The following is an 18,111-nucleotide window of genomic DNA, read 5'->3' as shown; positions in this document are numbered from 1 at the left end:
CTCCTTCACAGGTTTAATCTAAGTGATGAGATAGGATTTCTAGGATTGTCTCGTGCACCTGCGGCGTACCAGAGACCATACCCCGCGACTGCACGGTCCACGGATTGCCCTCCGGATCCGTGATGATGCCCCCTGCCGCCTTGATAAGGAGCGCTCCCGCCGCGTTATCCCACGGGTGCGGCGAGAAATTCACGGCACCGTCAAATACGCCCTGGGCCACGAAGGCATTATCTAGTCCCACCGAGCCCGTGATGCGCGGCCGCAAGCCGGATTCGCGCAGCTCGTGGAATGCCGCAGTGGGAAGGTTGGAAAAACATCCCACGTGCCCACGGGCATCATCGAATTCTGGGGACTCTTCCCCGCCACCGAAACCGCCGGACGGCCCACCGGCAGAACGCAGCGGCGAGCCGTCGCTGGCCACCAAGCGCCTGCCCAAGAGGGGAAAATCTGAGATGGCCACGACAGTCTGGCCCTCGTGAACCAAAGCCACCAAGATACCCGCCATGGGGTTGCCCGCGGAATAATTCGCGGTCCCATCGATTGGATCGACCACCCACACGGTGTCGTGGATGCTTCCGCCGGATTCCTCCCCATAGACCGGGATACCGGTCATCTGCTGCAAGATATCGCGCAGCTGCTTTTCGATGGCCAAGTCCACCTCTGTGGCAAAATCGCCCCGGCTTTTAAAGTGGGCCGGCGGCGCCCCGATGCCGGATCGAAAGATGGGCTCAACCTGGTCAACGGCCGCCTCCGCGAAGGCCACCAACTCGCGCGGATCCATCATTGATTACCCTTCCTCGGGGACATAAGGATCGATGGGCACCTCTGCGGGCAGCGGCTCTACCTCTGCCACCGCCGCTAGCGCCTCCTCCAGGCTGAAGTTTCCCTCATACAGCGCCTTGCCGATGATCGCCGAATCGATGCCCTCATTTTCATACCGGGCCAGCTCGCTAACATCCGCCAGGGAGGAAATGCCACCGGAGGCGGTGACCTTGGCATCGGTTGCCATTGCTACCTCGCGCAATAATTCCACATTGGGCCCAGAAAGCGTCCCGTCCTTGGACACATCCGTGACCACAAAGCGTTGGCATCCTGCGGCATCGAGGCGCTCGAGCACCTCCCAGAGATCCCCGCCATCGGAGACCCAGCCATTGCCCTTCGTGCGCCATTCGCCATCTTCTAAGCGCACCGCCAAATCCACGGCGACCTTTTCGCCATAGTGCCCAAGAATCTTTTCTACCCACTCTGGGTTCTCTAAGGCGGCGGTGCCAATATTGATGCGGTTCGCGCCGGTAGCCAGCGCGCGCTCTACCCCGGCATCATCGCGGATGCCACCGGTAAGCTCGACATTAATGCCGAGTTCTTGGGTAATCCCCGCCATCTGCTCGTGGTTGGAACCGCGATTAAAGGCGGCATCGAGGTCAACAAAGTGCAGCCACTGGGCGCCTTGGCGCTGCCATTCAAGGGCTGCATCCCGCGGGGCACCGTAGACCTTTTCGGTGCCGGCCTCTCCCTGATCCAAACGCACGGCCTTGCCGCCGGCGACATCGACTGCGGGCAAAAGCGTAAAAGTCATGGTTTCATCCTACCTAGAGCGTGTGCATCCAGTTTTCCAATAGCTGCGCGCCCGCATCCCCGGATTTTTCGGGGTGGAATTGCGTGGCCCACAGCGCGCCATTTTCCACCGCCGCCACGAAAGAATCGCCAGCGTGCGTGGACCAGCTCACCAGCGGCGGGCGGGTAATGACGGTTTCCAATTCCCAACGGCGAACACCGTAGGAATGCACGAAATAAAACCGCTCATCGGCGTTAAGACCTGCAAACATGGCACTGCCGTCTGGCATCTCGACGGTATTCCAGCCCATATGCGGCAACACGTCGGATTGCAGGCGCTCGACCGTACCCGGCCATTCGCCGCAGCCTGTGGAGTGGATGCCGTGCTCGACGCCGGCATCGAAAAGCACCTGCATTCCCACACAAATACCCATGACCGGCCGCTCTCCTGCCAAGCGCTGGCCGATGACCCTCGGCCCATTCACGGCCTTCAGCCCTGTCATGCAGGCATCGAACGCGCCCACGCCGGGAACCAGCAGCCCGTCTGCCTCGAGGGCCTGATAAGGATCCGCCGTGACGGTGACCTCCGCCCCGACGCGCTCGAGGGCACGCTGGGCGGAGCGAATATTGCCCGCGCCGTAGTCCAATAACACCACCGATTTTGTCATGGGCTATACCTTACGCATTCGACGCAAACGGGTGCGGATATCGTTGGTCTCGCTCACGCGAGTCCGGCCCAAGATGAAGTCCGCCGTGGTGAGCAGCAAACCAGCGATAAGGATCGCAACCCCAGCTCCGAAGGCGCCGTCATAGCCGTAGCCCGCCACCATGGCGCCGAGCAGGGTCGAGCCCAGGCCGGTGCCGCTATCGTAGAAAATATTCCAAATGGCCGAGGCCTCCGAGACCCGCTCGCGGGGCAGCCGGTCAAACATGGATAGCAAGGCCTCGTTTTGCGCGATGCCAAAGGCGCCACCGAAAAGAACGGCGCCGAGCACCAGCCACCAGATGGAGCTTTCCATAAATAGGGTCAGCGAAATCGTCCCGACGCCGATGATCGCCATGATCTGGCTTGGAATGTACAGGCTGCCTGGGGCGCCAGTACGGTCCGCCACCACGCCGGCGAAGTAACGGAAGATCATCGCCGCACCGCCCACGATTGACAGCATGATGCCGGCCAGGCTGGCACCCCTTGCGGCATCGAGCTCCTGCATCGCGGGGGACAAGAAAGAGGAAATGGCGCCGTAGCTCATGGAGAAAGTGGTCAAGGCCAGGGCCGGGACCAATACCAGCTTCCAGGTGGGAACGCGGATGATATTGACTTCTTCATCGTTATCCTCGGCCAAGGTGACCTTGATCTTGGGTATGCGCAGGCACATGGCAAAGCCCAAGAAGCCGATAAGGCCGGCGGTGATATAGGTGGACGCATAGCCTAGGGAATCCGCCATGAACAGGCCGAGCGGCAAGAAGATCATCTGGCCCAAGCCTGTAAATACACCAATCATGCCGGTAGCCTTGCCCAGCAGACGTACCGGAGAGAGCTCTGCAATGAGCGCGGATTCGGACACGGTGAGGGCGCCGAAGCCCACCCCGCGCATGGCGGAAAATAGCAAGACGATCCAGGCGTCGGTACCCAACAGGTGGCCGAAGGCCGGCACGCCCAAGGTAAAGGCGGACAGCGCCATCACGCGCCTGTAGCCCCAGCGGCGCAACAGCCACGGCGATATGATCTGCGTGGCAACCGTAAAGGCCATGAAGATACCGGTGGATCCACCCGCCAGGGTCGCGGAACCGCCGGAGTCAATGACGGCCAGCGGCACCACGGGAAGCAGGATGGACCAAGCGCCAAAGGCGGCGGCGATGGCTACCATCGTCGGCGTATAGCCGGGCACCTTCCAAATATTGGTCTCTTGAGATTCGCTCATTTACTAAAGCCTCCAACCATCCAGGCAATGGCCGCGGCCGCGGTGATAACGGCTAAAAGCGCGGCGACAACCGTAAAAAACTTCGAGCCCTGCTGATACGCGGACCAGGCCCCTCCTACCAAGAGGCCTGCCACCAGAAACAGGATGAGGATCATAAACTGCACGGGCTACAGGGCTCCCTTCGTCGAAGGGATGCCGGTCTGGCGCGGATCGTGGTCCACGGCAGCGCGCAGCGCGCGGGCTACCGCCTTGTATTCCGCCTCGGTCACGTGGTGCGGATCGCGGCCGTAGCGCACGTTGACGTGCAGGGTAATAGCTGCGTGGGTGGCCAAGGATTCGAAGAAGTGGCAGTTAATCACCGTGGCATAGTGCCCGCCGATGACCTGCCACTGCAGATGGTCCGGCTCGCCATTCATCACGAAGTAGGCGCGGCCCGAAAAATCCACGACCGCCTCTACCAGCGCCTCATCCATGGGTAGTAATTGGGAGCCGAAGCGGCGGATCCCGGCCTTATCCCCCACTGCTTCGCGCAGGGCCTGGCCTAATACGATGGCGGTATCTTCCACGGTGTGGTGGGCGTCTACCTCCACGTCACCGGTGGCCTTAACCTGCAGGTCAAAGAGCCCGTGTGTGGCAAATGCGGTAAGCATATGGTCAAAGAACGGCAGCCCAGTGGAAATGTCGCTTTTCCCAGTGCCGTCAAGGTCGATGGAAACGGTGATGTCCGATTCCGATGTTGCTCTTTGGGCACGCCCCACACGGTTTGTCATAAATCACTCCTTTGAAGTATCCGCTCCTACTGTAGTCGCTAGTTTTTCCGCCGCAGCCAGAAAGGCCGCATTTTCTTCTGGCAGGCCGATGGTCACGCGCAAGTACCCGTCGATCCCTACATCGCGGATGAGTACCTCTTCATCCAGGAACTGCTCCCACACGCGGTGTTGATCCGCAAAATTGCCAAAGAATAGGAAATTCGATTCGCTCGGCATGACGGTATAGCCAATCTCGCGCAGGCGCCCGGCCACCATGTCGCGTTCGGCGGCGATGGTTTCCACGGTGGCGAGGGTATCTGCGCTGTGGCGCAGGGCCACGGTGGCCGCGGCCTGGGATAAGACGGAGAGGTGATACGGCAGGCGCACCAGCATGATGGCCTCCACGAAGGCCGGGTCCGCCACGAAGTAGCCCAGGCGCCCGCCGGCAAAGTCGAAGGCCTTCGACATCGTGCGGGAGACCACGAGCTTGGTGGGGTATTTTTCCAACAAGCTCGTCGCGGACGGCGAGTCAGAAAACTCTGCGTAGGCTTCGTCGACGATGACGATGCCGGGAGCGGCATCGATAAGCGCGGCGATATCCTCCAGGCTGGTCACCCCACCGGTGGGGTTATTCGGGGTGGTGACAAAGATGACGTCGGGCTGGTGCTCGGCCACCGCCGCCAAGGCGCGGTCCATATCGATGGCGAAGTTCTCATCGCGCGGGCACTCGATGAACCGGGTGTGGGTACCGGCAGACAGGATTGGGTGCATGGAATACGACGGCGTAAATCCCAGCACGCTGCGCCCCGGCCCGCCGAAGGCCTGCAACAGCTGCTGCAGGATCTCATTGGAACCGTTGGCTGCCCAAACCTGCTCGTAGGTGACATCCACGCCGGTTTGCTGCGAAACGTAGCGGGCTAGCTCGGTGCGCAGTTCGACCGCATCGCGCTCGGGGTAGCGGTTGAGCGAGCTGGCGCAGCGGCGGACCTCGTCCACGAGGGCATCGACAAGCGCGGGCGAAGGCGGGAAAGGATTTTCGTTGGTATTGAGCTGGTAGGCCACCCGCAGCTGCGGGGCGCCATAGGCGGTCTCGCCGCGCAATTCCTCGCGCAGCGGTAGGTCATGTAGCTGGGCCATTTATTTCTCCTCGAATCGGGCGCGGATGGCCTCCCCGTGGGCGGGAAGGCGCTCGGCATTGGCAAAGGCGATGACGTTGGGGGCGATTTCTTCCAGGGCGCCGCGGTCATAATCGATGAGGTTGACCGGCCGGAGGAAGGTGTGGGTGGAAAGCCCCGCGGAAAACCGCGCCGTGCCCGAGGTGGGCAGCACGTGGTTGGAACCGGCCGAATAGTCCCCCAAGGGCACGGGGGAATACGCGCCGACGAAAATGGCGCCGGCGTGGTTGATGCGCTCTGCCACGGCGCGCGCATCCGCGGTGTGGATTTCTAGGTGCTCGGCGGCATACGCATTCGCCACGGCGATTCCCGCCTCCAGGGAATCCACCAGGACGATGCCGGATTGTTCGCCGGTTAAGGCCTCGGCTGCCCGGGCGGAGTTCTCCGTTGCCGTATAGCGGCGCTCGACCTCCTGCTGCACCTGCTGGGCCACGCTTTCCGATGCCGTAATCAGCACGCTAGCCGCCATCGGATCATGCTCTGCCTGGGAGATGAGATCGTAGGCCACGTAGACGGGGTTCGCGGTCTCATCCGCCAAGATGGCGATTTCGGTCGGGCCGGCCTCCGCATCGGTGCCTACCACCCCGCGCACCGCCCTTTTGGCTGCGGCGACAAAGATATTGCCCGGCCCGGTAATCATGTCCACGGGCTCTACGTCTTCGTCCGCATCGCCGTAGGCCAAAAGAGCTACCGCCTGGCCCCCGCCGACGGCCCATACTTCCTCCACGCCCAGCATGTGGCACGTGGCCAAGACCGTGGGGTGCGGCAGGCCGCCGTCCTCCTTTTGCGGTGGGGAGGCAACCACCAGGCTGGAGGCACCGGCTTCTTGCGCGGGCACGGTATTCATGATGACAGAGGACGGGTAGACCGCCTTGCCGCCGGGAACATAGAGGCCAACGCGCTCGATGGAGCGGAATACCTCGGTCACGGTGGCGCCGGGGGCCAGCTGCGTGGTGTGCGACTCCGGCTTTTGATCCGCATGCACGCGGCGCACCCGCTCGATGGAGGCCTCGATGGCCGCGCGCACCTGGGGATCAAGCTCTTCGGCGGCCCGCTGCAGTTCCGCCTCAGGCACGCGCAGGGACGGCGGGCGCACTCCATCGAATTGCTCCCCATAATCCAGCGCCGCCTGGGCGCCCTCATCGCGCACCTTATTGACCATCGGCACGACGGTCCCCATGACGGAATTCACATCGGTGCCGCCGCGCGGAAGGACGCGGCGCAGCGTAGCGGGGCGGAGCTGTTGACCGCGGAGATCGATGGTTCGAAGCATTCCTGGCTCACTTTCTGGTTGATCACCGTGGGCTATATCTGTAGACAAACCAATATACTATCGCCCAAAGCGCCGCGGGAACACCCTCTTGGGCGATAGACTCAAAGCAAATTCCAGCGAGGGCGAGTGTGCGGTGCATGATGATCGAATTTGAATCCACCAGTCTTGAGCGGCACCTGCGCGCCATCGTCCGCGAGAATGATTTTTCCTATTGGGCGCTACCTACTGGAGAACTCGTCATCTCCCATGGGCAGGAGGGCTCCACCTTGGTGTCTGTGTCGCAGGCCGACGGTGTGGTAATCCACCTGCACACCACTCCGCGGGGTGCGGTTGCGCTGGGCGATGCCGCCGAGCTGTCCCGCTTCATCACCACGTGGAATGCCGATTGCCTCTACCCCACCGCCCTGCTGGACTATGACGAGGCGGGCTCGCTGGTGCTGTGTGGGCAGAGCCATTTCACCACTGGGGCTGCACCAACGCACGATCAACTAGCCGCGTTTGTGCCCGCCGCGCTCCGCGGCGCAGAGGTGCTCATGAGCGTGGCGACGCGCGAATTTCCGGCCCTTGCCCAAGAACCAGAGCTGTTGCTAGCTCAAGACGATGCTGCTTCCCCGCCCGCAGTCACCCTGGATTTCCTCGCCGCCACTCTGCCGCAGATAGGGATCGACAGCTTCCATAGCGATGGTGAAATCTGCCTATTTGCCCTGGTCAATTCCATCGCCTGCACCTTCACCCTCGACTCTGGGCCAAGCCTCATTATCACCGGCCGGTGGGCTCTCAATGCGGATGAGGACGAGTTCACCCGTTTGTTTTTGATCTGCAATGACTGGAACTTGATAAGCCACAGCGCCACGGCCTACTGCCGCGCCAACGACGACGGCCTCCACGTCCACGTCGATGTGCCGACGCTTATTGGGGCGGGGCTCAGCCAGGAGCAGTTGCAACGGGTTTTAAGCCAGAGCCTCGATGCGATCTTGCACGCAATCGATGAAATCGCGCGGGAATTTTGCGGCAGCTCCCCGGTTAAGTGGGCGTAACTACTTCCCGTTGCGCCTCATCCGCAGCCTCTCGCCCCACAACTTCCCAGTCCGCGTCGGAGCTAATAAACGCGGTGCACCAGTAGGAAAACATGGACAAAAATGGGGCTACCGCCCAGGCCACGGCGGGAGAAAAGTTCGGTGCAAACTCCACGACATCGCCTGGGTTCTCCGGCGGGTGCGTTGCGGTGATCCCGCCAAAGACGTAGAAGGACACGGCACCGGCGAAGGCGCATGCCCCCACCCACAGCAACATCGCGAGACCGCGCCCGCGGCGCTGGACAAATGCGGCTAGCCCCAGGCACAGCCCCAGGAAACCCGTAGCGAGCGCAAAGGTCATAAACGCAACGAATTGTGCGTTGCCCACCGCTTCAATGGCATAGCCGCCACCGTCGACAGCGCGGCCGGTCATCGTGGGGCGCATAAACCCCCAGAGCGCGCCGCAGATGCCGAAAACGAGCAGGGAACACGCGAGGAGCCCCGCACCAAAGCCGAGAGTGCGGGGCAAGCGAGCTTGGCGGGAAGACATTTTAGTTACAGAAGGTCCAGTTGCCGTCCTCGCGGCGGAAACGAACGGTGGAGGTATCGGTACCTTCCGAGTTTGACACGCTCACGGTAGCGGAGGCGTCATCGCCGTTGACCACAACGTCATTGACCGATTCCAGCTTGGTGGAGGTAGGAATGGCCTCTAGCTGGTTGGCAAATTCGTTGATCTGGGGATTGCCCTGGCCTTGCTGGCGCATGGAGTTTGCGTATTCCGAGAACGACTGGTTGGGCAGGCTATCGACGTAGTTGAGGTACTGCTGGAAATCCCCGGACTCGCCTTCGCGCACGGCCTTGCAGGCGTGGGCTGGCATGTAGCCAAAGTATTCCTTGACGTTGTCAATCTCATGCTGCCCGCGCACCAACTGCTCAATGGCCTGCTTATCGCCATCGTTGGCTTCTTGTCCGCCTTCAATGGGCTTAATGTCCTGGGCGTTGGCGAAGGGATCGTCCCCGTTGTGCATGGGGTTCGTATTAGCGCCCTCATTGCCGCCTTCTTCGCCCTTGTCCTTAGGGTCCTCGGCGGCCTTCTTCTTATCCTTTTCTTCCTTTTCCTTCTTTTCCTTGTCGGCGTCTTTGTCCTCAGACTTCTTCGCCGATTCCTTTGCGGAGGTCTCAGTAGACGAGGAGGCGGACGAAGACGACGCGGTCTTCGTCGAATCGTCCTCGTCATCTGAGCTGCATGCAGCTAAGGCAAGCGGGGCAACCATAGCGACCGCAAAAAGGGACTTCTTAGCAGGGGTCAAAAAGGACAAGGGAGAGCTCCTGAATCAATCTTTCGAATGCGAAGCCGCCTCACGACGGGTTCTTATGTCCCCGCAATCCTAACAATGCAAGTTTGCAAGGGACATTATTGCAGTCTGAAAAGTACCTGTGAGCTATTCCTTGGCGCGGCGAAACACGTACAATTTCCACTGTGCAACTACATCGCGAGGCCATCATCGACGCCGCCACGACCCTATTGAATACGTATGGGCTTGCCGATGTCACCATGCGCCGCGTCGCCTCTTCCCTCGGCGTTGCCCCGGGCGCACTGTATTGGCACATCGCCAATAAGCAGGCCCTCATCGCCGCTCTTGCCGAAGATATTATCGCCCCCGTCGCCGGTTCCACGCTTGAAGAAATTAGCCTGCACCTGCGCGAATTGCTCCTGGCCCGGCGCGATGGCGCGGAGGTCGCCATCGCCGGCCTCTCGCAGCCGGATTCCACGGCGTGGGATCACCTCGTCGCGCAGTTTAGCTCCGCCACCTGCCCCGATTTCGATAATTCCGCCCGCAAGGCCGCCGCCCTTTCCGCCGTGCACCTCGTCCTGGGCGCCACGCTACTCGAGCAATCCCAGCGCCAGCTTTTAGAAACCACCGGCGGGGCTACCCCGGCGGACTACCGCGCCGATTTGGTGCGTGGCGTGCGGATTATCAATGCCGGATTGCAGCACAGCGAGGCGGATTAAAACGCTTCACCCCCTCGGCGGATTTCTGCTAAGCACAAGCGAGTACGATCTCTGTGCAGCAGCCCTCCTAGATAGTCACCTCAGAAGAAAGGCCATTTTCGTGTCGTTTCCCGCGCATGGCGTATTGATCGATGTCACTGCGGAAAAAGTCGTGCTTCACCGCAGCCTGCTCTCGCGCAGCTTGGGCGCGCCTGCCACCGCAGAAATCGCCCTTGATGCCATCGATGACCTGCGCGCCCACGAACCCACCGCCACCGGTTTTGGTTCCTTGTCCTTAGGCAGCGCCGGCAGCATTGCCTTCGCGCCGCACCAAGACCCCCACAGCGTGGCGCGCGCCATTAAGGCGGCGCAGCAGGGCGACGCACCCGCGGAAGCCGCAGCCCCATCCTTTAGCGAAGAATCCTCCGTGGGCAACCCAGGGCTTGATTTCGTCGCGGTAGATGTAGAAACCGCCAATGATAATTGGGGTTCCATCTGCCAGATCGGCGCCGTGCGTTACCGCGATGGCCAGGAAACCGCGTCCCAGTCGTGGCTGTGCGCCCCTCCCCCAGGCTTGGAGCATTTTGCCGAAATCAATATCTCCATCCACGGGATTACCGCCGCCGATGTCGAAGGAGCAATGCCCTTTGCCACAGCGGCCGCAGAGCTCTTTGATTTCATCGGCAGCGATGTCATCGTCGCGCACAATGTCCAGTTCGATTCTGCCGCGCTGCGCTCCGGATTGCTGGCCGCCGGGGCCGATGTCCCCACCGTCTCACTTGCCTGCTCACTCGCTTTGTCTCGCGATGCCTCAAGGCAAGGTGTTATTTCGGTAGCCAACCACAAGCTTCCCACCGTCGTAAACCACCTCGGCGGTGCCTCTTTTACCCACCACGATGCCACCGAGGACGCCCGCGCCGCCGGCACCATCATCACGGGGCTGGCCCAGCGCTTCGGGCATACCGGAAGCATCACCGATCTCTTTACCACCCGCGAGTTTAGCCTCGGCCGGCTCGAATCCTCGGCCATCCTGCCGGTTCTGCGCGCGCATACCGCGCCCACCTCCGGCGACGATCTGGGCGCCGGCACCGATTTCCGCGATTCCACTCGCTCCGCCGGAACCAACAAGAAGTCGGCGTCCTCCAACCGAGCACCGTGGCAGGCCGTGGCCACCCCGGATACCATCCCAGATCCCAATCCCGATGCCGATCCAAAAGGCGCGCTCTACGGCCAGCACGTCACCCTGACCGGCGATTTCGAGCCGTACGATAAGGGACTGCTGTGGCAGGGCATCGCCAAGCGCGGCGGGCAAGTGGGCAAAAACGTCACCAAGAAGACCACGCTGCTTGTCGTCGGCGAATGGGCAAAGAAGACCTCCAAGGAAAAGCGCGCCGAAGAGCTGCAGGAAAAGGGCCAGGACATCACCATGTGGTCCGGTGCCCAGCTCTTTTCTGAACTCGAGCTCGACGCCGAGCCGCCTTTTTAAACCCGCAGGGAACCACCCGGCCATTTCTCCAGTCCAATAAGGGCGGATACTCACGACCCTGGAGAAATCGCCATGACCCTTACGCTCGACGCTCCCCGCCCCACCACCGCTAATTTGCTGCCGGCGCTCTTCGCGCGGTCGTGGATTAAGCACCAGCGGCTTTCCGATGACGGCTTTTGCGACTCCCTTGCCACCATCCAGCTTTCGCCCAACTTGTCGATGGCGCTGGTCTTTCCCGGGCAGCGCACCTTTCGCAGGCTTAGCCACCGCGGCCTCGCGGACCTCGATGTTTCGGCCCGCCAGGCGTGGAATTGCGCCTCGCATAACCTGCAGCGCGCCGCGCTCGACTCGCAGGGCCTGCGCTTTTGGACGCGCCCGGCCCGCTGCGCCCTGCCGGCCGCAGCGCCTTATGGCGGCCTGCAAGTTCGCTCCCATGGCGCCCCGATTTCCTCGTGGCTGGCCCACCCAGAAACCTTTACCGTACTGGATAAACACATGCGCCGCCTCATGCGCTCGCATTCTTTGACCTACCTGGTGCCTGATTCCGCAACGGTTTTTGTCTTCGCCCACTTACCCGATGAATATGCTCGCGACCTCGCCCGCGCCGCCGCCGAACAACTTCCCCGCCATCGCACCGTTTTACATTCGCGCCCGCTAGTATGGTCTAACGGATTTCCCCGCGAATTATGAGAGGAGCACCATGGCGGAAAGCAGGATGTCGCGGCTGAGCAATCAGTACCACGTCTGGACCCGCAGCCACCCCACGGCGGCGGAGGATTTTCGCACCGCCATCGAGGATCTGCTCAATGACGCCGGCATCATCTTTGACCGGGTATCCACGCGCGTCAAGGCTTGGTCCTCACTCAAGCGCAAGGCCAAGAAGCGGGGCGAGGGCGGCGATTTTATCTACCCCACCCCGTGGGACGATATCCACGATGTCATGGGCGTGCGCGTTACCCTGTACCACTCCACCACCATTCCCAATGCGCTAGACGTACTCGGCGAGTCCTTCAAGGTCGTGCGCTCTGTAGATAAGGCGGCCGAGACCCGCATTTCCGGTGGCTTTGGCTACGGTTCCCACCACCTGGTGCTCACCGTGACGGACGATAGCGCGGCGGCCATGGAGGAGCTCGCCGATTTTGTGGGTTGGACCTTTGAGGTGCAAATCCGCACCGTGCTGCAGCACGCGTGGGCGGAATTCGAGCACGATATCCGCTATAAGCAGGGCCCTACCCCGCCCTCGCCCGAGGTCGACCGCCTATTTACGCTGGCCGCGGGCCTCATCGAACTCGCCGATCAGCAATTCGATGAAATCGCCGCGCTCAAGGCCCCGCGCACGGAGGCGGACACGGACGTGGAGCTGACTCCGGAAACCTTGCCCGGCGTCCTGGCCATCATTTTGGGCAATCGCTTCCCGCTTTCACGCTCGGAGCACTACCGCTTCCTGGCGGAAATCTTAGAGGAAAACGATATCCGGTCCTTGGACCAGCTGGAGCAGCTGCTTGACGATGACGCCATTGCCCACGTCCACGACACCATGCGCTATCGCTTTCGGCCCGGCCAAGTGCGCCTTATCGATGACCTGCTGCTCAATAAGTTTGGCAAGCAGCACATCGAGGCAACCGCTGAATCCGGCGACCGCGCCGGCCGCCGGCGCCGCCTGAACGCGCGCCTTAAGGCGCTGCGCGCCAACTCCTAGCGGAACCCGCCGCGGAATTTTTCCATATCGCGGCGTTCCTTCTTCGTCGGCCGGCCCGCGCCGCGGGGGCGCACCGGCACGGACGGCATGAACTCCTTGGGCGGCGGCGGGGGCGCGTGATCGGTATAGCAGGTGCGCGCGACCGGCGCTCCCACGCGCTTGGCGACGGTAGCCAGCACCTCCAAATCGTGCTCGTGATGGTTGCGCCACACGCGCACCCTATCGCCTGGCACGACTTGTTGCGCGGGTTTGACCGCTTCACCGTTGATTTTCACGTGCCCGGCGCGCACCGCGGTGGCCGCGGCGGATCGGGTTTTGAACATGCGCACCGCCCATACCCAAGCATCAATGCGGACGGGGCGGCCGCTGGGCTGCGGTGTAGGCATTAATAATTATTGTGGTTCTCGTTGACGATTTTGCGAATCTTCAACCAGTTATATCCGCCACCCACCACGGCGATGATAAGGCCCAAAACCATCCAAGCGGCCAAATTAGCAGAAAGCACACCTAAAACAACTCCTGCGCCGACACCACCTGCAACGGAAATAACGGCGTTGCGGGAGTGCTTGCGCACCTGCTGCTTGCGCTGCGCAATGGGGTTATTCGGTCGCTGCTGCATAGTCATGACCCAGATCCTACCTCAACCCAGGCAGAGCCTGCTTCGCGCGCGCTGATTTCGCCTTGGGAAAGCGCGGCGAGCATCGCCTGGAGCTCATCGAGCCCACCCGGGCGCACGGCGACGGTAAAGGTTACGGCTGCACCGTACTCGGTATCGGTGATATCGATGCCGCGCCCGCGCAAATCCGCCTCGAGGCGCCCGGCCGTGGCGTGCGGGCATTCCACGGTATAAAGCTCCCGGCGCGCCCGGGTGACCGCCTCGACCTTTTCCATGGTCTCGCTGACCGCCCCGCCATAGGCATGCACAAGCCCGCCCGCACCCAGCTTGATGCCACCGAAGTAGCGCACGACCACCGCGCAAATATCGAGCATTCCAGAGCCCTTTACCACATCCAACATGGGCTTTCCAGCGGTCCCGGAAGGCTCGCCATCATCGGAGGAACGCTCCACTGGGTTCGCGTCGTCGACGTGGTAGACATAGGCGGAGCAATGGTGGCGGGCATCGGGAAAGCACTGGCGGGCGGCATCGATAAACGCCCGTGCTTCTTCCTCGTTTGTGACCCGGCCGATCAGGGTAATAAACCGCGAGCGTTTGATCTCAATTTCGTGTTCCACCTGGCCGGTGGGGCGCCGATACATATCGCGCATTAGGCCACCAGGAAATCGTACTCGGGGGTATTCGGCTGCAGGTGCTGCACCGAGATCTTGGACTCGGCCATCCGCTCCTTCAGCCCCGCCAGGTCCTCGGCGCGGCTTAGCTGGATGCCCACCAGCGCGGCACCGGTCTCGCGGTTATTGCGCTTGAGGTACTCAAAAAGAGTGATGTCATCGCTGGGGCCCAGGATTTCAGATAGGAAGTGGCGCAACTGGCCCGGTTCCTGCGGGAAGTTGACCAAGAAGTAGTGCTTCAGGCCGCGGTGTACTAGAGAGCGCTCCATGATTTCGGCGTAGCGCAACACGTCATTATTTCCCCCAGAAATCACGCAGACCACCGTCGAACCCGGCTCCAGCGGCACCCGCTGCAGCCCAGCCACGGACAGCGCACCGGCGGGCTCGGCGATAATACCCTCATTCTGGTACAGGTTGAGCAGGTCCGTGCACACCGCCCCCTCAGAGACCGTGTCCCAATGCAGGCGCGATTGGTTGGCCTCCAAAATCTCATACGGCAGCGCGCCCAGGCGCTTGACCGCCGCGCCATCGACAAACGGATCCACGCTCTCTAGTGCCACCGGCCCGCCGTTGCGGAAGGCTGCTCTTAGCGATGCCGCCCCTTCCGGCTCCACCCCCACCACCTTCGCGTGCGGCGCCATATCCGCCATGTAAGAGGTGATGCCAGAAATCAGCCCGCCGCCGCCGACGGGAACGACGATGGTATCGACCGAGGCGCCCTTTGCCGAAAGCTGCGCCAAGACCTCCGCCGCCACGGTGCCCTGGCCAATGATCGTATCGCGGGCATCGAAGGGCTCGATGAAGGTGGCGTGGCGCTCGGCGGCATCGGCATGCGCGGCGGCCGCGGCCTCGTCAAAGTTGCCACCCACTACTACGAGTTCCACCTGATCGCCGCCGTGCACGTGGATGCGGTCGCGCTTTTGCATGGGCGTGGGCTCCGGGACGAAAATCTTGCCCGGAATCCCCATGGTGCGGCACGCATACGCCACGCCCTGGGCATGGTTGCCTGCCGATGCCGTCACGATGCCCCTCTCCCGCTCCTCCTGCGACAGGCTGGAGATGCTATTGAGCGCGCCGCGTATCTTATACGAGCGCACGTCCTGGAGATCCTCGCGCTTTAAATAGACCTCACAGCCCGTTTCCGCAGAAAGCCGGGGGCAATACTGCAGCGGCGTCGGCGCGATTTCAGAGCTGATGCGTGCCTGTGCCTGCTGGATATCGGATGCGTGGATGGTCGATTCAGTCATGATTGCAGAGTCTACTCGCCCTACCTAGTGTTCGACCGATTCACCTAGATTTCATTCCGGTGTAGCGCGCCTGTTACGTGGGCCCGAGACAATGGAGTGCTCAACAAGAAAGGACTCTCTCTATGTTTAAGCGCACATCCATCGGCGTGGCTGCCTGCCTTGCGCTCAGCTGCGCCCCGGCCGCCAACGCGCATATCGTCGATAATGCTTTGGAACGCTCCGCCGACGATGCTGCGGTAAAGCTCAGCCCCATTGGCTCCTATGAAGCTGGGGTCATGGGCAAATCAGCAGCGGAAATCGTGGCCTACCACGCCGCCTCCCAGCGCATTCTCACGGTGAACGCGCAATCGGGCAAGGTGGATATCCTGGATGCCTCCGATCCCACCAACCCCAATAAGGTTGCCTCGGTATCTGCCGGCGGCGATAAGGAAATCAACTCCGTGGCCGTGCGCCCCGATGGCCTCGCCATCGCCGCCGTGCAGCAGGCTGACAAGACCGAAAACGGCGAAGCCTTGATTTTCGATACCGCCTCCGGCGATGAGCTCGGCCGCGTCCCGCTCGGCGCGCTGCCAGATAACGTGCACATCACTAAAGACGGCGCCTATGCCTTGACCGCGAATGAGGGCGAGCCCTCCGATGAGCTCACCGCCGACGGCACCGAATACGCAAAAGACCCAGAAGGCACCGTATCCGTGATTTCCCTGCCTGATGGTGTCGCGGCGCCCTCTGTTGCCGATGTTCGCACCGCCGATTTCCGCGCTTTCGACGGGCCTGATGCAGAACTTGACCCGTCCATTCGCGTCTTCGGCCCAGAAAACCACCACAACAAACCTTCGCTCGACTTCGAGCCGGAGTATATTTCCTCCGCCGATGGCAAGGCCTATGTCACCTTGCAAGAAAACAACGCCATCGGCGTGGTCGATATCGCCTCCGCCACCGTAGAAAAGGTGCTGCCCGCCCACATCGCGGATCACTCCGTTGCCCCCCTCGATCCCTCCAATAAGGACGGCGAGGCAAAGCTGCGCACGATCCCTGTGCATGGCCTGTCCATGCCGGATTCGATCGGTGCCTTCCAGACCAACGGCCAGACCTACTTCGCAACCGCCAATGAGGGCGATGCCCGCGACTGGGGCGGTTACACCGATGAGGTCAAACTGAAAGAGCTCGTTGAAGAGGGCCAGGTTTGTGATTCCGTCGACCTTCCAGAAGGCATCGAGGACAAGAAATACGCCGGTAACCTCAAGTTAAGCAATGCCTCTGGGTGGAATGAGGAAAAGGGCTGCTTCGATGGCCTGTATTCCTTCGGGTCCCGCTCCTTTAGCATTTACGATGCCGAGGGCAACGTCGCCTTCGATTCCGGTTCCGACTTCGAGGAAATCACCAAAGACATCGAGGGACTTAACTTCAATGCCGATAACGAAGACCCCGACTTCGACGATCGCTCCAATAATAAAGGCCCCGAACCGGAAGCCCTGACGATTGGATCAGTTGGAGATCGCACCTATGCCTTCATCGGCATGGAGCGTGTGGGCGGCATCTTTGTCTATGACGTCACCGACCCCGCTCAAGCCGAGTTCGTCACCTACACCAATAACCGCGATTTCACCGTGGACTACGACGAAGATAATGTCGCCGCCACCAGCTTGGCCGGCGACTTGGACCCAGAGGGATTGACGTTCGTTAGCAAGGAAGACTCGCCTACTGCCGATGCCCTCCTTATCGCCGGCAACGAGGTATCCGGCACTACCACGGTCTTCTCCGTCGCCGATCTCGTGGGCGGCTCCCAGGCTGAAGGCGACGACGCCGACTCCGATGAAAATGGCGACAATACTCCCGGGGCGTCGCTGCCTGATGACGGTTCTGGCAGCAGCTTCATCGGGAAAGGTATCGGGATTATCGCCGGTGTCATTGCCCTCGGCGCCATGTTGAGCGGGGTGTTGCACTTCATGCCGCAGGTGGCGGATCAATTTTATAAGATGCTTCCTGAACCCATCCGGCAATTACTTCCATAGATTTTTAGCCTTAAAGCTGCTACGTTTTAACAAGCTAAAATCTGAACTTTAAGGAGCCTTTCCCTATGCGTAAACGACTCAGCACCTCTCTCGTCGCTGCCACCGCTGTGGCGGCGGGCCTTGTCACCCCGGCTGTTGCTTCCGCAGATGAGACCGGCAAGGGGCTCAGCGCTGAATGCAAGGCCCAAGTAGAAGCTGCCAAGCAAGAGCACCTCAAGAACATCGAAGAGGGCAAGGGCGGAGTCAACCTGTCCAACCCAAATAAGTTCCTCGAGGGCTTGCTCAATGGCTACGGCACCGCCGGCATGCCGAAGCAGCCAGATTGCGTGACTAAAGAGGCACAGCAACAGCAGCTCGATAGCTTGACCAAGCTTGGCTCCTCCGAGGAAACTGCAGAAAAGTTCCTGAAGGTCTCGCAGTGGACCGCCGTCATCGCCGGCGCCGTCGCTGCGATTCTGCAGACCTACGCCGCCATCGCCAAGTTCAACCCGGCAGTCCTCGAACCGCTGAAGGCTGCGCTTGACCGCTTGGGAATTAAGTACTAATCTCCGATTTCCCAAAAAATGGCCGCCGTTGCATGTGCACGGCGGCCATTTCTTTATGCCCAGCCTTTCGCGGAGGTGTCCTAGCGGCTTCGCCCGAGGCCCGTCGCCACCTCAATCCCTGTTCGCCTCAGAAAGAGGGAGCGCAGGGACGAG

At 61.4% G+C, this 18,111-nt stretch carries 21 protein-coding genes; 7 read left to right on the top strand and 14 right to left on the bottom strand.

The genetic code is table 11. The features are described 5' to 3' along the window. Positions 1 to 13 precede the first annotated feature (13 nt). Genes HMPREF1261_RS07615 through hisD form a run of 8 tightly spaced genes read right to left on the bottom strand, consistent with a single transcriptional unit; the run spans position 14 to position 6,673 of the window. Entirely contained in the window at positions 14 to 784 is a 771-nt protein-coding gene (locus HMPREF1261_RS07615) for an inositol monophosphatase (protein ID WP_023030526.1), read from the bottom strand. Positions 785 to 787: 3 nt separating this feature from the next. Next, positions 788 to 1,576, bottom strand: a complete 789-nt coding sequence (gene priA, locus HMPREF1261_RS07610) for a bifunctional 1-(5-phosphoribosyl)-5-((5-phosphoribosylamino)methylideneamino)imidazole-4-carboxamide isomerase/phosphoribosylanthranilate isomerase PriA (protein ID WP_023030525.1) — start codon at positions 1,574 to 1,576, stop codon at positions 788 to 790. 13 nt (positions 1,577 to 1,589) lie between these two features. After that, positions 1,590 to 2,222 (bottom strand): imidazole glycerol phosphate synthase subunit HisH, encoded by a 633-nt coding sequence (gene hisH / locus HMPREF1261_RS07605; RefSeq protein ID WP_023030524.1) that lies wholly within the window; start codon positions 2,220 to 2,222, stop codon positions 1,590 to 1,592. Positions 2,223 to 2,225: 3 nt separating this feature from the next. Continuing rightward, positions 2,226 to 3,476 carry an MFS transporter gene (locus HMPREF1261_RS07600; RefSeq protein ID WP_023030523.1) on the bottom strand — a complete coding sequence of 417 codons (1,251 nt, stop codon included), beginning with the start codon at positions 3,474 to 3,476 and terminating at the stop codon, positions 2,226 to 2,228. After that, complete coding sequence (locus HMPREF1261_RS13045) at positions 3,473 to 3,640, bottom strand: hypothetical protein (protein WP_023017276.1); 168 nt, start codon at positions 3,638 to 3,640, stop codon at positions 3,473 to 3,475. The genes HMPREF1261_RS07600 and HMPREF1261_RS13045 overlap by 4 nt, the downstream gene beginning before the upstream one ends. Positions 3,641 to 3,643: 3 nt before the next feature. Beyond that, positions 3,644 to 4,246: an imidazoleglycerol-phosphate dehydratase HisB gene (hisB, locus tag HMPREF1261_RS07590; RefSeq protein ID WP_023030522.1), complete on the bottom strand. Its 603-nt coding sequence runs from the start codon at positions 4,244 to 4,246 to the stop codon at positions 3,644 to 3,646. A 3-nt stretch (positions 4,247 to 4,249) separates the two neighbouring features. After that, complete coding sequence (locus HMPREF1261_RS07585; protein WP_023030521.1) at positions 4,250 to 5,362, bottom strand: histidinol-phosphate transaminase; 1,113 nt, start codon at positions 5,360 to 5,362, stop codon at positions 4,250 to 4,252. Then, positions 5,363 to 6,673, bottom strand: a complete 1,311-nt coding sequence (hisD, locus tag HMPREF1261_RS07580; RefSeq protein ID WP_023030520.1) for a histidinol dehydrogenase — start codon at positions 6,671 to 6,673, stop codon at positions 5,363 to 5,365. A 137-nt stretch (positions 6,674 to 6,810) separates the two neighbouring features. Between hisD and HMPREF1261_RS07575 the strand changes: the two genes are divergently transcribed. After that, positions 6,811 to 7,710, top strand: coding sequence for a YbjN domain-containing protein (locus HMPREF1261_RS07575; protein WP_023030519.1), 900 nt, complete (start codon positions 6,811 to 6,813; stop codon positions 7,708 to 7,710). Here HMPREF1261_RS07575 and HMPREF1261_RS12160 read toward each other — a convergent pair. Then, positions 7,697 to 8,239 (bottom strand): hypothetical protein, encoded by a 543-nt coding sequence (locus HMPREF1261_RS12160; protein WP_023030518.1) that lies wholly within the window; start codon positions 8,237 to 8,239, stop codon positions 7,697 to 7,699. The genes HMPREF1261_RS07575 and HMPREF1261_RS12160 overlap by 14 nt on opposite strands. 1 nt (position 8,240) lies before the next feature. After that, positions 8,241 to 9,008 (bottom strand): hypothetical protein, encoded by a 768-nt coding sequence (locus HMPREF1261_RS07565; RefSeq protein WP_023030517.1) that lies wholly within the window; start codon positions 9,006 to 9,008, stop codon positions 8,241 to 8,243. A 161-nt stretch (positions 9,009 to 9,169) separates the two neighbouring features. On the opposite strand from HMPREF1261_RS07565, the gene HMPREF1261_RS07560 reads away from it, so the two are divergent. The 4 genes from HMPREF1261_RS07560 (at position 9,170) to HMPREF1261_RS07545 (ending at position 12,867) form a co-directional block, all read left to right on the top strand. Further along, complete coding sequence (locus tag HMPREF1261_RS07560) at positions 9,170 to 9,703, top strand: TetR family transcriptional regulator (protein WP_023030516.1); 534 nt, start codon at positions 9,170 to 9,172, stop codon at positions 9,701 to 9,703. A gap of 100 nt (positions 9,704 to 9,803) precedes the next feature. Next, positions 9,804 to 11,168, top strand: a complete 1,365-nt coding sequence (locus HMPREF1261_RS07555) for an exonuclease domain-containing protein (RefSeq protein ID WP_023030515.1) — start codon at positions 9,804 to 9,806, stop codon at positions 11,166 to 11,168. 72 nt (positions 11,169 to 11,240) lie between these two features. Further along, entirely contained in the window at positions 11,241 to 11,858 is a 618-nt protein-coding gene (locus tag HMPREF1261_RS07550; protein WP_023030514.1) for a hypothetical protein, read from the top strand. 10 nt (positions 11,859 to 11,868) lie between these two features. Next, on the top strand, positions 11,869 to 12,867 hold the full coding sequence (locus HMPREF1261_RS07545; protein ID WP_023030513.1) for a GTP pyrophosphokinase family protein: 999 nt from the start codon (positions 11,869 to 11,871) through the stop codon (positions 12,865 to 12,867). Here the strand turns inward: HMPREF1261_RS07545 and HMPREF1261_RS07540 are convergent. Genes HMPREF1261_RS07540 through ilvA form a run of 4 tightly spaced genes read right to left on the bottom strand, consistent with a single transcriptional unit; the run spans position 12,864 to position 15,401 of the window. Beyond that, positions 12,864 to 13,253, bottom strand: a complete 390-nt coding sequence (locus HMPREF1261_RS07540) for an RNA-binding S4 domain-containing protein (protein WP_005283779.1) — start codon at positions 13,251 to 13,253, stop codon at positions 12,864 to 12,866. The genes HMPREF1261_RS07545 and HMPREF1261_RS07540 overlap by 4 nt on opposite strands. Next, a complete protein-coding gene (locus HMPREF1261_RS07535; RefSeq protein WP_023030512.1) occupies positions 13,253 to 13,492 on the bottom strand; it encodes a hypothetical protein in 240 nt (79 codons plus the stop codon). The genes HMPREF1261_RS07540 and HMPREF1261_RS07535 overlap by 1 nt, the downstream gene beginning before the upstream one ends. After that, positions 13,489 to 14,133, bottom strand: coding sequence for a YigZ family protein (locus HMPREF1261_RS07530; protein ID WP_023030511.1), 645 nt, complete (start codon positions 14,131 to 14,133; stop codon positions 13,489 to 13,491). Before HMPREF1261_RS07530 ends, HMPREF1261_RS07535 begins: the two co-directional genes overlap by 4 nt. Further along, positions 14,133 to 15,401 carry a threonine ammonia-lyase IlvA gene (ilvA, locus tag HMPREF1261_RS07525; RefSeq protein ID WP_023017264.1) on the bottom strand — a complete coding sequence of 423 codons (1,269 nt, stop codon included), beginning with the start codon at positions 15,399 to 15,401 and terminating at the stop codon, positions 14,133 to 14,135. Before ilvA ends, HMPREF1261_RS07530 begins: the two co-directional genes overlap by 1 nt. A gap of 122 nt (positions 15,402 to 15,523) precedes the next feature. On the opposite strand from ilvA, the gene HMPREF1261_RS07520 reads away from it, so the two are divergent. Together HMPREF1261_RS07520 and HMPREF1261_RS07515 are read left to right on the top strand one after the other, a co-directional pair. After that, positions 15,524 to 17,413, top strand: coding sequence for a choice-of-anchor I family protein (locus HMPREF1261_RS07520; protein WP_023030510.1), 1,890 nt, complete (start codon positions 15,524 to 15,526; stop codon positions 17,411 to 17,413). Between the two features lie 65 nt (positions 17,414 to 17,478). Beyond that, positions 17,479 to 17,958, top strand: coding sequence for a hypothetical protein (locus HMPREF1261_RS07515; protein WP_005278493.1), 480 nt, complete (start codon positions 17,479 to 17,481; stop codon positions 17,956 to 17,958). The last annotated feature ends 153 nt before the right edge of the window (positions 17,959 to 18,111 follow it).

This window comes from Corynebacterium sp. KPL1818, from assembly GCF_000478135.1.
GTDB classification, from domain to species: Bacteria; Actinomycetota; Actinomycetes; order Mycobacteriales; family Mycobacteriaceae; genus Corynebacterium; species Corynebacterium accolens.
This window is presented reverse-complemented; position numbering and strand designations above follow the sequence as displayed.

Coding starts and splice junctions, on each gene's coding strand:
- HMPREF1261_RS07615 (WP_023030526.1), bottom strand. CDS start 784: ATGATGGATCCGCGCGAGTTGGTGGCCTTCGCGGAGGCGGCCGTTGAC.
- priA (WP_023030525.1), bottom strand. CDS start 1,576: ATGACTTTTACGCTTTTGCCCGCAGTCGATGTCGCCGGCGGCAAGGCC.
- hisH (WP_023030524.1), bottom strand. CDS start 2,222: ATGACAAAATCGGTGGTGTTATTGGACTACGGCGCGGGCAATATTCGC.
- HMPREF1261_RS07600 (WP_023030523.1), bottom strand. CDS start 3,476: ATGAGCGAATCTCAAGAGACCAATATTTGGAAGGTGCCCGGCTATACG.
- hisB (WP_023030522.1), bottom strand. CDS start 4,246: ATGACAAACCGTGTGGGGCGTGCCCAAAGAGCAACATCGGAATCGGAC.
- HMPREF1261_RS07585 (WP_023030521.1), bottom strand. CDS start 5,362: ATGGCCCAGCTACATGACCTACCGCTGCGCGAGGAATTGCGCGGCGAG.
- hisD (WP_023030520.1), bottom strand. CDS start 6,673: ATGCTTCGAACCATCGATCTCCGCGGTCAACAGCTCCGCCCCGCTACG.
- HMPREF1261_RS07575 (WP_023030519.1), top strand. CDS start 6,811: ATGATGATCGAATTTGAATCCACCAGTCTTGAGCGGCACCTGCGCGCC.
- HMPREF1261_RS12160 (WP_023030518.1), bottom strand. CDS start 8,239: ATGTCTTCCCGCCAAGCTCGCTTGCCCCGCACTCTCGGCTTTGGTGCG.
- HMPREF1261_RS07550 (WP_023030514.1), top strand. CDS start 11,241: ATGACCCTTACGCTCGACGCTCCCCGCCCCACCACCGCTAATTTGCTG.
- HMPREF1261_RS07545 (WP_023030513.1), top strand. CDS start 11,869: ATGGCGGAAAGCAGGATGTCGCGGCTGAGCAATCAGTACCACGTCTGG.
- HMPREF1261_RS07540 (WP_005283779.1), bottom strand. CDS start 13,253: ATGCCTACACCGCAGCCCAGCGGCCGCCCCGTCCGCATTGATGCTTGG.
- HMPREF1261_RS07535 (WP_023030512.1), bottom strand. CDS start 13,492: ATGACTATGCAGCAGCGACCGAATAACCCCATTGCGCAGCGCAAGCAG.
- HMPREF1261_RS07530 (WP_023030511.1), bottom strand. CDS start 14,133: ATGCGCGATATGTATCGGCGCCCCACCGGCCAGGTGGAACACGAAATT.
- ilvA (WP_023017264.1), bottom strand. CDS start 15,401: ATGACTGAATCGACCATCCACGCATCCGATATCCAGCAGGCACAGGCA.
- HMPREF1261_RS07520 (WP_023030510.1), top strand. CDS start 15,524: ATGTTTAAGCGCACATCCATCGGCGTGGCTGCCTGCCTTGCGCTCAGC.
- HMPREF1261_RS07515 (WP_005278493.1), top strand. CDS start 17,479: ATGCGTAAACGACTCAGCACCTCTCTCGTCGCTGCCACCGCTGTGGCG.